This is a genomic window from Rhizobium centroccidentale (assembly GCF_030182565.1).
Taxonomy (GTDB): Bacteria; Pseudomonadota; Alphaproteobacteria; order Rhizobiales; family Rhizobiaceae; genus Rhizobium.
Map to the genome: position 1 here is coordinate 64,942 of NZ_JAQJCG010000008.1, position 13,438 is coordinate 78,379.

Genomic DNA, 13,438 nt, shown 5'->3' on the forward strand with positions numbered 1-13,438 from the left:
CCCGCTCGTATCCGGGGGGAGTAATAGATGGATCGTCGTTCATTTCTGCGCAAGGCCGGCGTCGCCGGTGCTGGTTCGGTGGCAGCTGCCGCAACGCTTGCTGCTCCGGCCATTGCCCAGAGCAATCCGAAGATCAATTGGCGCCTGACATCGTCGTTTCCGAAATCGCTCGATACGATCTATGGCGGCGGCGAAGTGCTGTCGAAATATGTGTCTGAAGCCACAGACGGCAATTTCAACATCCAGGTGTTTGCGGCCGGCGAAATCGTGCCCGGTCTGCAGGCGGCCGACGCGACCTCGGCCGGAACCGTCGAGGCCTGCCATTCGGTCGCCTATTATTATTGGGGCAAGGATCCGGTCTGGGCCTTGGGAGCTGCCGTTCCTTTCGCGCTCAACGCCCGCGGCATGAATGCCTGGCAATATCACGGCGGCGGCATCGACATGTTCAACGAATTCCTGGCGACGCAGGGGCTGATCGGCTTCCCGGCCGGTAATACCGGCGTGCAGATGGGCGGCTGGTTCCGCAAGGAAATCAACACGGTTGCCGATCTCAAGGGCCTGAAGATGCGCATCGGCGGCTTTGCCGGCAAGGTGGTCGAACGCCTCGGCGTCGTGCCGCAGCAGATCGCCGGCGGCGATATCTATCCGGCGCTTGAAAAAGGTACGATTGATGCGGCCGAATGGGTCGGCCCCTATGACGACGAGAAGCTCGGCTTCTACAAGGTTGCACCCTATTACTATTATCCCGGCTGGTGGGAAGGCGGCCCGACGGTGCATGTCATGTTCAACAAGGCCGCCTATGAAGGCTTGCCGAAGGCCTATCAATCGCTGCTGCGCACGGCCGCGCAGGCGACGGACGCGAACATGCTGCAGAAATACGATTACCTGAACCCGGCCGCCATCAAGCGGGTCGTTGCCGAAGGGGCGAAGCTTAGGCCCTTCAGCACCGAGATCATGAATGCCTGCTTCGACAAAGCCAACGAGGTCTATGCCGAGATGGAAGCCAACAACCCGACCTTCAAGAAGATTTGGGAATCGATCAAGGGCTTCCGCGGCCAGCACTATCTCTATACCCAGGTCGCCGAATACAGCTACGACGTCTACATGATGACGCTGCAGCGCTCTGGGAAGATTTGATCGAATAGCCGATCCCAAAAGAGGAAACCTCGGAGCGGGGTCAGTTCACGCTCCGGGGTTTTTCGTTGTGTTGGGTCGACAAGCAGGCCGATGCGCGCCGTGTGCATCAATTAAAAGACGGAGGTTGGCTGAGATCGTTGGCTGGCGGCTTCGGCTGATTGCCGCCGCCCTGATCCGCCGGCTTGCCGTCAAGGGGATTGCCGCCTGGAAGCTGCAGACCCGGCAGACCGAGGCCGCCGCCATTGTCCTGGCCGGGTACGCCGAAGCCGGGGACGTCGATCTTGATCGTGTTGGGATCGATACCCGTTCCCGCTCCCTTGTAGTGCATGACCATCTGCGGGAACATGATCGTCAATGCCACCATCAGGATCTGGATGCCGACGAAGGGCACGGATCCCCAATAGATCTGGCCCGTCGTGACGGGCGCGATCTGCTTGCCCGTCACCCTGTCGAGATAGGGCACGCGGGCAGCGACCGAGCGGAGATAGAACAGCGCGAAACCGAAGGGCGGGTGCATGAAGCTCGTCTGCATGTTGACGCCGAGCAGGACACCGAACCAGATGAGGTCGATGCCGAGCTTGTCGGCCGCAGGCGCCAGCAGCGGCACGATGATGAAGGCAAGCTCGAAGAAGTCGAGGAAGAAGGCCAGCACAAAGACGAGGAGGTTGACAGCGATCAGGAAGCCGACCTCGCCGCCGGGCAGCGACACCAGCAGATGCTCGACCCAGACATGGCCGTTGACGCCATAGAAGGTCAGCGAAAAGACGCGCGAGCCGATCAGGATGAACAGTACGAAAGCCGAAAGCCTTGTCGTGGAGGTCAGAGCCGAGCGGATGACCTCCATGTTCAGCCGGCCTTTGGCAGCGGCCATCGCCAGCGCACCCACTGCCCCCATGGCGCCACCCTCCGTCGGCGTCGCGATGCCGAGAAAGATCGTGCCTAGAACGAGGAAGATCAGCGCCAATGGCGGGATGAGGACGATGATGACTTGCTGCGCCAGCCGGGACATCACGTTGAACTTCAGCCCCTTGTCCAGGACTGCAATGGCATAGATGAAGGCAACGCCGACGGTGGCACCGAGAATATCCGCATCCCCGCCATAGGTCGGGGTCAGATAGATGTGGGCGGCATAGGCCACGCCGGCGCAGATCAGCAGGGCGACGAGCAAAGAGGTAACGCCGGAGCCGAGCGAGCGAGCCTCCTTCGGCAAGGCCGGCATGGAGTTCGGCTTCACGATCGACATGATCAGCACGTAGAGCATGTAGAGACCGGTCAGCACCAGGCCGGGAATAAGAGCGCCGGCATACATGTCGCCGACGGAACGGCCGAGCTGGTCGGCAAGCACGATCAGGACGAGCGACGGCGGGATGATCTGCGCCAGCGTGCCCGAGGCGGCGATGACGCCGGAGGCGACCCGCCTGTCATAGCCATAGCGCAGCATGATCGGCAGGGAGATCAGACCCATGGCGATAACCGAGGCCGCAACGACACCAGTGGTAGCCGCCAGCAACGCACCGACGAAAATCACCGCATAGGCAAGACCGCCACGGATCGGCCCGAACAGCTGGCCGATCGTGTCGAGCAGATCTTCGGCCATGCCGGATCGCTCCAGCACGATACCCATGAAGGTGAAGAACGGGATCGCCAGCAACGTATCGTTCGACATCACCCCCCAAAACCGATCGGGAAGAGCATTGAGGAGCGGCCATGAGAGATTGATGGTGCCTCCCGAATAGGGGGCGAGCTCGACGCCGATCCAGAAGAACAGCAGCCCATTCGCAGCAAGCGCAAAGGCGACCGGATAACCCAGAAGCAGGAAAATAATGAGCGAGGCGAACATGATCGGCGCCATGTTCACGGCAATGAATTCGATCATCAGCGCGCCTCCCCGGCCGGGGTTTCGACATCGAGCGGCGCATGCGTCGGCACATAGGGTGTCGGATCATCCATATCGCCGCGCATGACTGCGATCTTCTTGATGATCTCCGAGATCCCCTGCAGCGCCAGCAGAAAGAAGCCCGCCAGCAGCAGCGCCTTGCCCGGCCAGATGATCAGGCCGCCGGCGCTCGAGGAAACCTCTCCCGACAGGAAGGAGGTGCGGACATAGGGCACGAGATCGTAGACCATCAACAGCACGAAGGGCATCAGGAACAGGCAGTGGCCGAGGAGATCAATCCAGTGCTGCACGCGGCGCGGCAGCGAGCCATAGACGATGTCGATGCGGATATGCTCGTTTTGGCGCAGCGTATAGGCGGCGGCGAGCATGAAGGCGGCACCGAACAGATACCATTGCGCTTCAAGCCAGGCGTTGGATGAAGTGTTGAAAATCTTACGGACAATCGCGTTTCCGGCGCTGACCAAGACGGCAACCAGGATAAGCCATGAGACTGATTTTCCAATGATCTCAGTTACATAGTCAACGATTCGGCTGAAGCCGAGCAATGTTTTCATGATTTCCCCCCGCAGCGATTCTTCCCGGATCTTTTGGCTGCACAGCGGAAGAGTGCCGATTTCAGGCTGTGAATCAAGAGCCGGTACCCGTTTTCCAAGCATGATGACGCATGGGTACAATGGTCTAAGATTAGACCCGATGCCTGCATTTGCGATTTGCCGCCCTTGCCCACATCAGGCATTCTGATAAAGATCGCTTCAATAATCATACTAATCGAGAGACATCCATGTCCCCCATCAACCTCGCTATCGTCGGTGTCGGCAAGATCGTCCGCGACCAGCATCTTCCGTCCATCGCGAACAACGCGGATTTCAAACTGATCGCCACCGCAAGCCGTCACGGCACCGTTGACGGAATTCCGGCCTTCACCACGATCGAAGCCATGCTGGATGCCGTGCCTGACATCGATGCCGTTTCTCTCTGCATGCCGCCGCAATATCGTTATGAAGCCGCCTACAAGGCACTCTTAGCCGGCAAGCACGTTTTCATGGAAAAGCCGCCGGGTGCGACGCTGAGCGAAGTCGCCGACCTCGAAAACCTCGCCAAGGCCAAGGGCGTATCTCTCTTTGCCAGCTGGCACTCGCGCTATGCCCCGGCAGTGGAGGCGGCAAAGAGCTTCCTCGCCAGCACCAATATCCGCAGTGCTCACGTGATCTGGAAGGAGGATGTTCGCCACTGGCATCCGAACCAGGAATGGATATGGCAGGCCGGCGGGCTCGGCGTCTTCGATCCGGGCATCAATGCGCTGTCGATCGTCACCCACATCCTGCCACCGCTCTTCCTGACCGGCGCGACACTCGAATTCCCTGAAAACCGCGATTCGCCGATCGCCGCCGACCTGCACTTCAAGAGCGGAACCGGCCTTCCTGTCCGCGCCGAATTCGACTGGCGCCAGACGGGCAAGCAGAGCTGGGATATCGTCGCCGAGACGGATGCCGGCCAGATGCTTCTTGCCGAAGGCGGCTCCAAGCTTTCCGTCAATGGCGAGCTCACATTCTCGGCGCCCGAGGCCGAATATCCCTCGCTCTATCGCCGCTTTGCCGAGATCGTCAAAGCAGGGACATCCGATGTCGATCTTTCGCCGCTGCGCCACGTCGCCGATGCCTTCATGCTGGGCAAGCGCAAATTCGTTGAAGCATTTTACGATTGATGAGGCTTTCCCGGTGAAGACAATGCCGCCCGCGGCGTGCTAGCGTGGCGCATCGTCTTCACTGGAGAGATGCCTATGGCATCGGAGCATGAACAATCTTTTGGCCTCGGCGTCGGCAACAAATCCGTCAAACTCGCCGACCCGAACCAGAGCTGGCACGAAGCCTATTTGCTGGAGGAAGCTGCCATTCGCAAGGCTCTCGGAGACCTTGCCGTCGATGTCCAGCATTTCGGCAGCACCTCGATCCCAACGATAAAAGCCAAGCCGATCATAGATATCGCCGTCGGCGTGCGGCGGTTCGAGGATGGGCTTGCCTGTGTCGAGCCGATGGCCTCCATCGGCTACGTCTATGCCGGCAGCAATATCGTACCGGACGACCATATTTTCGGCCGTGACATTCAAGGGGATACGCGCACGCACCTCGTGCATGTGGTCGAATATGGCGGCCCGACCTGGCGCAACTTCCTGATCTTTCGCGACCGGTTGCGTAGGGAACCGGATCTTGCGCATGCCTATGAGGCACTGAAGATCGAACTGGCGGCAAAATATGCCAATGATCGCGCGTCCTATACGGCGGCGAAGAAGGATTTCATCCAGAAGATCCTGTCGGAAGGCGCGTAAAGCTGCTCTTCACGACGGGGGAAAGGTCAGGCCTTCTTCTCCCACCGGCCGTCCTGCGTCTGCTGCCAATAGGTGAGATTATGCCCCTCGCCCTTCAGGCGTTTCCATTGGGCGCGCGCGCTTTCCAACTGTTCCTGATCATAGCCGTCGAACATCAGCACGACGCGCTGATAAGCTCCGACATCCGTTGCCTCGGCGCCGTCGATGAAGAAACGCACCGTGGCGTTATTGATATTGTCAGAGGAAATGGTCAGCAGCACCGGCTGTTGGTCAGCCATTTCCCCTTCATCGGTGCCATGCGGCAAAAAGCTGTCCTCGCGATAGGTCCATAGATGGCTATCGAGGAGATCGCGCCGTGCCGGCTCACGCATCTGCACGGCGACCTGCCAGCCACGTTCGACACTCTTGTCGATCAGCGGCGGCAGGGCGTCTTCAAGTTTCGATTCCGTCAGATGATAGAAGAGAACGTCGGTCATGGCGCCTCTTCTAAAGCAATTCCAGGAAAAGTGCGAAGCGGTTTTCCGTTCGGAATTGCGTCACCAAAAGGATAGAGCGTTTTCGCGATTCGAAGAAAAGCGGAAAGGCTCTATCTTGCAAATCCGGCCGGTCACGATTCGTAATTGGCTCGGACCAGTTCATCGAGCAGGCGCACGCCGAACCCGGAACCCCAGGACTGGTTGATCTCGTCCTGAACCGAACCCATCGCCGTGCCGGCGATATCGAGATGGGCCCAGGGCGTGTCGCCGACGAAGCGCTTCAGGAACTGGGCAGCGGTGATCGAGCCGGCATGGCGGCCGCCGGTATTCTTCATATCGGCGAACTTGCTGTCGATCATCTTGTCGTAGTCTTTGCCAAGCGGCATGCGCCACAGTCGCTCATCGGTCGCAAGACCTGCCGCCGTCAGTTCGCCTGCCAACTTGTCGTCATTGCAGAACAGGCCAGCCTGCAGGTTGCCGAGCGCGACAAGGATTGCTCCGGTCAGCGTCGCCAGGTTGATCATGAGCTGAGGCTTGAAGCGGTCATTGGTGTACCAGAGCGCATCGCAGAGAACGAGCCGGCCCTCGGCATCCGTATTGATGATCTCGATCGTCTGGCCGGACATGGAGGTGACGATATCGCCCGGGCGCTGTGCATTGCCGTCGGGCATGTTTTCCACAAGACCGATGACGCCGATGGCGTTTACCTTGGCTTCGCGTGCGGCAAGCGTATGCATGAGGCCGGTGACGGCTGCCGCACCGCCCATGTCACCTTTCATCTCCTCCATGCCGGCAGCCGGCTTGATGGAAATGCCGCCGGTGTCGAAGACGACGCCCTTGCCGATGAAGGCGACCGGCTTGTCCTTCGCCTTGCCGCCCTTCCATTGCATGACCACCAGCCGCGGCGGCCGGGCCGAACCTTGCGCGACGCCCAGCAAAGCCGCCATGCCGAGCCGGCGCATTTCGCGCTCTGTCAGGATCTCGATCTCGACACCGAGCTTCTCCAATTCCTTGGCCTTCGCCGCAAATTCGACAGGCCCGAGAACATTCGGCGGCTCGTTGACGAGATCGCGCGCGAGAATCACGCCGCCAGCCACGGCTTCGGAGGTCGCATATAGCTTCTTGGCAGCTGCCGCTTCCTGGGTGACGATCGTCACCTTCACCGCCTTGCGGGAGGCACCCTTCTCGTCCTCATCGCCCTTCTTCGTCTTGTAGGTATCGAAACTATAGGCGCGCAACAGCATGCCCAAGGCAAAATCGGCTGCTTGCTTGGCGCCAACCTCGACGGCAGGCGCATCGATGAAGATCGCCACCTTCTCCGTATTGCGGATTTTTGCAGCTGCGGTCCCGCCGAGCTTCAGCCAGTCGTGCGCGGTCAGGCCCTTGGCCTTACCGGCACCGATGACGATGATCCGGTCGACGGGCGAGGCCTCGGGGGCGATGATATCCAAACTGCTCAACGCTTTGCTCTTGAAGCCGGATACCGGCGCCGCCTTGGCGAAAACATTCGCCGGATCGGCGCTCTCGGCACCAGCCGGCAGCTCACTGTCCGTGCCTTTCAGGAGAATGGCCAGACCGCCGCTGAGACGAGCCGACTTGGCGAAGGAAATCTCGAATTTCACAGACATTTCTGCTCCGATAATATGCGTCGTAGTGAGAGAACTTTGCACAACCATCATTCAAGGTCTGACTAAGGAATACAAGCGTTTGGCGCAGCATTCCTTATATATGGCGATAATGGCGGTCAGCGGCTTCAAATCCCTGTCATTTAGTGCGAGTAGGCTGCACGCGATGGTGTTTTAGCCGCCTCGGCGGCACAATTCTTGTCGGAAAGCCGCCTTGATCATAGATTTCAACAGCCTCAATCGCGAAGATCGCTTTCCAGAGATTCTACGACCGCGCACGGCAGGTGATGCCTTCATCGCTCTCTTCTGTCTCTGGTGGGCTTTGCTGGGTCTGTTTTCCCTTTTTCCACAGATCGATCTCGGCGTCGCAAACATGTTCTTCCAACCGCAGCAATGCCTTGGAAGCACCAGGCCCGATCAGATCTGCGGCACTTTTCCTTATAGCAGCGATCAGCACATGCGCCTGTTGAGGGAAATCTTCTTTCAACTCCCCTATGTCGTCGCCTTTCTGCTGCTCTGGATGCTTCTCAGATGCTGGCAGGATCATGGCGCGACCTTCAACGCGCTCAGAGCCCGCAATCTCAAGGTTGCACTGGGCTCTCTGCTCCTAGGCCCTGTGCTGATCGTCAATCTATGGCTGAAAGGCTTCTCCGGGCGCCCCCGGCCACGGCAGACCGATCTCTTCGGCGGCACGCTCGATTTCGTGCATGCCGGATCCTTCGCCGGCAAATGTGTCAGCAACTGTTCCTTCATCTCGGGCGAAGCGGCAGCGGCTGGCTGGCTATTCTGTCTGATCCTCATCATTCCGCAGCCGTTCCGATCGGCGGCTGCCCTGCCGATCGCGGCAGTTTCGCTGCTGATTCCGGCACTTAGAGTAGCCTTTGGCGCACACTATCTCTCCGATGCCGTCCTCGGCTGGCTTTCGTCGCTTGTCGTATTCGCCGCGCTGCTCGCTTTATCCCAAACGACACACGACAGAAGAATCTCCGGAAATTAACGAATTTTTTTCGAGTTGGTTGTCGCCAAAAAAACGTAAACAGCGTAGAGGAGGGTGAATCTCTGTCGGCTCGTTCGGCAGCTGTTGCGTTTAAGGGCCGGCATGAAGTTATTCGAGACATATATCGTACGGCGTGTCGGTATGATGTTCCTGGTAGCGCTGCTGCCGGTGCTCGCCATTATTTGGACCACCCAGGTCCTGCAACGCATCAATCTCGTGACCGATAGCGGCCAGTCGATGGGATCGTTCGCAAAGCTCGCGACGCTCATCCTGCCGACGATCATTCCGATCGTTCTGCCCTTCGCACTCGTCATCGGCATCACGCAGACCCTGACGGCGATGAACAGCGATTCCGAGCTCACGGTCATGGAGGCTGCCGGCGCGAAGCGCAGCATCATCATCCGCCCGATCATGATTCTCGCCATTGCGATCAGCGTATTCTCCTTTTTCGTCGACAATGTCGTCGAGCCGAGAGCGCGTGTCGCCGCCCGCCAGATGGTGGCCGAGGCATATGCAGATCTTCTGTCCACCGTGATCGAAGAGAAGAACTTCCGGCGCATCGAGGATGGGCTCTATGTGCAGATCTCGCAGCGCCTGTCGGGACGAATCCTGAAGGGGTTGTTCGTGGTCGATTCCCGCGACCCGGCCTTTGATCTCATCTATTATGCGAAGGAAGGTGCCGTCGATCCGAGCGGCACGTCGCTGCTGATGAAGGATGGCGAGGTGCACCGCAAAACGCCCGATGGCAGCGTTTCGGTCATCAAGTTCGATTCCTATTCCTTCGACCTGTCGGATATGACGCAAAGCCGCGGCCAAGCAAATGCCCGTGCCAGCGACCGCAGCCTTGGTTTCCTGTTCAATCCGGATACGAACGATCCGGACTACAAACAAAGAGCTGGCGATTACCGCGCCGAATTGCATCGCCGCCTCAACGACTGGGCGCTGCCGGCAATCTTTGCGCTGATATCGTTGGTGATCGCCGGTGACGCGCGATCACATCGTGAGGCACGGCTGCATCCGATGGTGTCGGCGCTGACCCTATCCTTCGCGTTGCGCTGGGCAGATTTCTACGCTGCCAACCAGATCGACCATTCAGCCAAATTCATCGGCGTTCTCTACGGGATCAATATCATCGCGGCGCTTATCGCGATCATCCTCTTGCTGCGGAACCGGAAGATGACGATGCCCGTCTCGATCCGTAACCGCCTCAGTAACTGGCGGCAAAGAGTTCAGGACCGCATGCCGACTGCACCAGGCAGCTCGAACGGGGGCGGTGCATGATATTCGGCACGCTCGGGCGCTACTTCTTCACGCGTTACATCGTGACGACGTTCTGGTTCTTCCTTGGCGTCCTCTCGATCGTTTATCTCGTCGATTTCAGCGAGACCGCCGGACGGCTTGCCGGTCTGCCCGGATATACCGTCTCCGTCGGCTTGCTGATGACGGCGGTCAGACTGCCATTCATCCTGCAGCAGACGGTACCGTTCATCGCGCTCTTCGTGGGCATGACCGTACTGATCGCGCTCAATCGCCGACGCGAGCTGGTTATCGCGCGCGCGGCCGGTATCTCCGTCTGGCAGTTCATGACGCCCTTCCTGATGGGCGCTTTCAGCGTCGGGCTTCTGACCATGCTTGCCCTCAATCCGATAGCGGCATGGGGCCAGCGACATGCCGAAGCGATCGAAGCCGATCTGCGCGGCGACCCGTCCTATCGCAATACACTTTCGATCCCGTGGCTGCGCCAGTCCAACGGAAAAGACGACACGATCATTGGTGCAAAGGCCATTCTGAACAACGGTACGACACTGACGGGCGTCGTGTTTATCCACTTCGATTCACAGGGAAATATCGTCCTGCGACAGGATGCGGAGTCGGCAAAGTTGGAAGATGGTTACTGGCTTCTTAACAATGTCGTCGAACGGCGGCCGGGCGAAATTCCGGATCACAAAAATTCGATACAGGTCCGTACGAATCTGAAACAGGATTTCGTCTCACAACGTTTGGCGCAACCGGAAACCATTGCTTTTTATGATCTTTCTAATCGAATAAAGGTCGCACGCTCCTTCGGCATCTCGACCAACGCACTTGAGACACAGTTTCATTCGCTGCTGTCACAGCCATTCCTTCTTGTGGCAATGACTCTGATTGCGGCAACCGTGTCCCTAAAATTCAGTAGATTCAATCAATCGCGCTCTGTGATTCTGGGTGGAATCCTCTCCGGCTTCGTGCTTTATGTTGTCACCGTGCTTGTAAAGGCATTCGGGAGCAGCGGAGTGGTTCCTCCCTACGTGGCGGCATGGATACCCGTGATCGTCGCATTGGCATTCGGAGCAACGATCCTGCTTCATCAGGAGGACGGCTAAGTGGCGGCAGGCAACCGCAAGAGTATCAGAAAGTATGTGGCTGCCCTCGTTACGGGCACGGCCGCGTGTGCATATATTTTGAGCCCGGTCGTCGCTTACGCCCAGGTCAATAATAATAATGCCAACAGCAACAATGGCGGCGCCGGCGCTGCAACCTCTCCTATCAAGGTGAAGGTGCCGGAAGGCGCAAAGCTAGTCCTTTCGTCCAACGAACTGGTCTACAACAAGGATACACAGATCGTCACCGCGAGCGGTGCGGTCCAGATCAACTATGGCGGCTACAGGATGGTCGCCCAGAAGGTCGAATATAATCAGAAGTCCGGGCGGATGACGGCTCTCGGCAATGTCGAGCTGATCACCCCGGACGGCAATCGCATGTACGGTGACAAAATGGACGTCACCGACAGCTTCTCCGACGGCTTCGTCAACGCCCTTCGCATCGAGATGCCTGACAACACCCGCATGGTCGCCGAAAAGGGCGAACGGGTCGGCGGCAATCAGCTGATTCTCACGAAGGGCGTCTATACGGCTTGCATGGCCTGCTCGGAACAGGGCCGTGCGCCGCTGTGGCAGGTCAAGGCCCAGCGCGTCGTTCAGAATGGCGTGACGCACACGATCCGTCTGGAGCATGCCCGCTTCGAGCTGTTCGGCCTGCCGATCGCCTATGTTCCGTGGGTCACGGTTCCCGACAATACGGTCAAGCGCAAGTCCGGCTTCCTGTTTCCGTCCGTGAGCGTTTCGCAGCGTCTCGGCGTTGGCGTAAGGGTTCCGTACTACTACGTCATCTCGCCGAGCATGGACGCGACAGTCACCGCCACGGGTTTTAGCAATCAGGGATTGTTGCTCGAGGGTGAATTCCGCCAGCGCTTCGAGAACGGAACCCACACGCTGCGTGTCGCCGGCATCAGCCAGATGAATCCGGACGCCTTCACGGCCGGTACGACCGATGCCGAGCACAAGACGCGCGGCATGATCAGCTCCAAGGCGGATTTCAGGATCAATCCTCGCTGGACGTTCGGCTGGGATGTCATGGCGCAGAGCGATAATAACTTCTCGCGCACCTATGGCCTGGATGGTCTCAACCAGAGCACCCATACCAACCAGGCCTATCTGACAGGCATCGGAAAGCGCAATTTCTTCGATATGCGCGCCTTCTACTATAACGTGCAGGACACAGACAATAACGCTACGGCGCAGAAGCAGCAGGCATATGTCTATCCGAGCATCGACTATCACTATGTCGACCCGAAGTCGGTTTACGGCGGCGAGCTCTCGGCAACGATGAACTTCACGCACCTGTCGCGCGAGAAGACATCCGCACTCGACAACGTAGGCAATCTTGGCGACGCCAACTTGAACGACCGCTTCCTCGGCCTCTCCGGCGACTATACGCGCTTGAGCACCGAACTGCAGTGGCAGCGTACCTTTACGACCGATGAAGGCCTTGTGCTGACGCCGTTGGCGGCGGCGCGCGGTGACGTCTATGGTCTGGACATGAATTCGCCCAACTCCTTCGGCGCATCGTTCAGCTATCCAGGCAATTACGACACCAGCGATTATGCCGCCCGTGGCATGGTCACGGCTGGGCTCGAAGCCAAATACCCGTTCCTGATCACGACAAACAACAGCACGCACGTGTTCGAGCCGATCGCGCAGATCTATGTGCGGCCGGACGAGCAGCTTGCCGGTCGGTTGCCGAATGAAGATGCACAGAGCTTCGTTTTCGACGCCACCAATCTCTTCGATCGTGACAAGTTCTCGGGCTTCGATCGCATCGAGGGTGGTACACGCGCGAACGTCGGGTGGCGGTACACGGCCAGCTTCGACAGCGGTTACAAACTGCAGCATATTTTCGGACAGTCCTATCAGCTCGCTGGACGCAACTCGTTTGCGACGGACGATCTGGCCGGAGTCGGTTCGGATTCGGGACTTGAAACCACCCGTTCTGACTACGTTACCATGTTCGGTCTGACGACACCCCAAGGTATCTCGCTCGCGACATCCTATCGCTTCGATCAAAAGGATTTTGCTTTCAAGCGTGGCGATACATCCGTCGGCTTCTCGAACGATGTGTTCCAGACATCCTTGATCTACACGCATATTGCGGCCCAGCCGCAATATGGTTTCACCAGCAATCAGGACGAAATCCAGTCGCGCGCGCAGATCAAGTTCAAGGAATACTGGTCCGTCTTCGGCACGGTCAGCTATGATCTCAACAGCAGTGAGATCACTCGCCAGGGCGTCGGTCTTTCCTACGAGGACGAATGCACGATCTTTACCGTGTCATTCCTCGACAAGAAGGATTCGACAGCCAGCTCGGCAAGCAATTGGTCGATCGGCGCTCGCCTGACCTTCCGTACGCTTGGCGACGTCAACCTTGGCAGCGTCCAGGACGCAACGTTCTGATCTGAATCGAAACTGCAGAGAGCCGGCTTCATCGCCGGCTCTTTTGCATGCATGCGGTTGGCCGCTGCCTACCGCGTAATTCCTTAAATCTGGATCGATTTAAGGAATTACGCGGCAGATTTAAAATACTGCAACGACCTTTGCGAGTCACATGTGACGCGCGGCGCTGTCGTGTCATTGTTTCGCCGCAAGGATTTTGCAATTCATCGCG

At 58.5% G+C, this 13,438-nt stretch carries 11 protein-coding genes; 7 read left to right on the forward strand and 4 right to left on the reverse strand.

All coding sequences use genetic code 11. The features are described from left to right. The first annotated feature begins 27 nt into the window (after window positions 1-27). Window positions 28-1,137 (forward strand): TRAP transporter substrate-binding protein DctP, encoded by a 1,110-nt coding sequence (dctP, locus tag PH562_RS12780; RefSeq protein WP_015339378.1) that lies wholly within the window; start codon window positions 28-30, stop codon window positions 1,135-1,137. 106 nt (window positions 1,138-1,243) lie between these two features. On the opposite strand, the gene PH562_RS12785 is transcribed toward dctP, so the two are convergent. Both PH562_RS12785 and PH562_RS12790 read right to left on the reverse strand, forming a co-directional pair. Then, window positions 1,244-3,013, reverse strand: a complete 1,770-nt coding sequence (locus tag PH562_RS12785; protein ID WP_285173455.1) for a TRAP transporter large permease — start codon at window positions 3,011-3,013, stop codon at window positions 1,244-1,246. Then, entirely contained in the window at window positions 3,013-3,588 is a 576-nt protein-coding gene (locus PH562_RS12790) for a TRAP transporter small permease subunit (RefSeq protein WP_113229562.1), read from the reverse strand. Before PH562_RS12790 ends, PH562_RS12785 begins: the two co-directional genes overlap by 1 nt. Window positions 3,589-3,815: 227 nt before the next feature. Here PH562_RS12790 and PH562_RS12795 point away from each other — a divergent pair, with 227 nt between their 5' ends. Continuing rightward, window positions 3,816-4,739: a Gfo/Idh/MocA family protein gene (locus PH562_RS12795; protein WP_285173458.1), complete on the forward strand. Its 924-nt coding sequence runs from the start codon at window positions 3,816-3,818 to the stop codon at window positions 4,737-4,739. A gap of 75 nt (window positions 4,740-4,814) precedes the next feature. After that, complete coding sequence (locus tag PH562_RS12800; RefSeq protein WP_015339373.1) at window positions 4,815-5,360, forward strand: GrpB family protein; 546 nt, start codon at window positions 4,815-4,817, stop codon at window positions 5,358-5,360. Window positions 5,361-5,386: 26 nt separating this feature from the next. Here PH562_RS12800 and PH562_RS12805 read toward each other — a convergent pair whose 3' ends face one another. Together PH562_RS12805 and PH562_RS12810 are read right to left on the reverse strand one after the other, a co-directional pair. After that, window positions 5,387-5,836 (reverse strand): DNA polymerase III subunit chi, encoded by a 450-nt coding sequence (locus PH562_RS12805; protein ID WP_285173460.1) that lies wholly within the window; start codon window positions 5,834-5,836, stop codon window positions 5,387-5,389. Between the two features lie 131 nt (window positions 5,837-5,967). Then, a complete protein-coding gene (locus PH562_RS12810) occupies window positions 5,968-7,464 on the reverse strand; it encodes a leucyl aminopeptidase (protein ID WP_285173462.1) in 1,497 nt (498 codons plus the stop codon). 211 nt (window positions 7,465-7,675) lie between these two features. On the opposite strand from PH562_RS12810, the gene PH562_RS12815 reads away from it, so the two are divergent. The 4 genes from PH562_RS12815 to PH562_RS12830 all read left to right on the forward strand — a co-directional run bounded on the left by PH562_RS12815 (window position 7,676) and on the right by PH562_RS12830 (window position 13,227). After that, window positions 7,676-8,458: a phosphatase PAP2 family protein gene (locus tag PH562_RS12815; protein ID WP_285173463.1), complete on the forward strand. Its 783-nt coding sequence runs from the start codon at window positions 7,676-7,678 to the stop codon at window positions 8,456-8,458. Window positions 8,459-8,560: 102 nt separating this feature from the next. Next, window positions 8,561-9,739, forward strand: a complete 1,179-nt coding sequence (locus PH562_RS12820) for an LptF/LptG family permease (RefSeq protein ID WP_113229557.1) — start codon at window positions 8,561-8,563, stop codon at window positions 9,737-9,739. Continuing rightward, window positions 9,736-10,821: an LPS export ABC transporter permease LptG gene (gene lptG, locus PH562_RS12825; RefSeq protein WP_285173465.1), complete on the forward strand. Its 1,086-nt coding sequence runs from the start codon at window positions 9,736-9,738 to the stop codon at window positions 10,819-10,821. The genes PH562_RS12820 and lptG overlap by 4 nt, the downstream gene beginning before the upstream one ends. After that, window positions 10,822-13,227: an LPS-assembly protein LptD gene (locus PH562_RS12830; RefSeq protein WP_285173467.1), complete on the forward strand. Its 2,406-nt coding sequence runs from the start codon at window positions 10,822-10,824 to the stop codon at window positions 13,225-13,227. It begins immediately after the preceding gene. Window positions 13,228-13,438 lie beyond the last annotated feature (211 nt).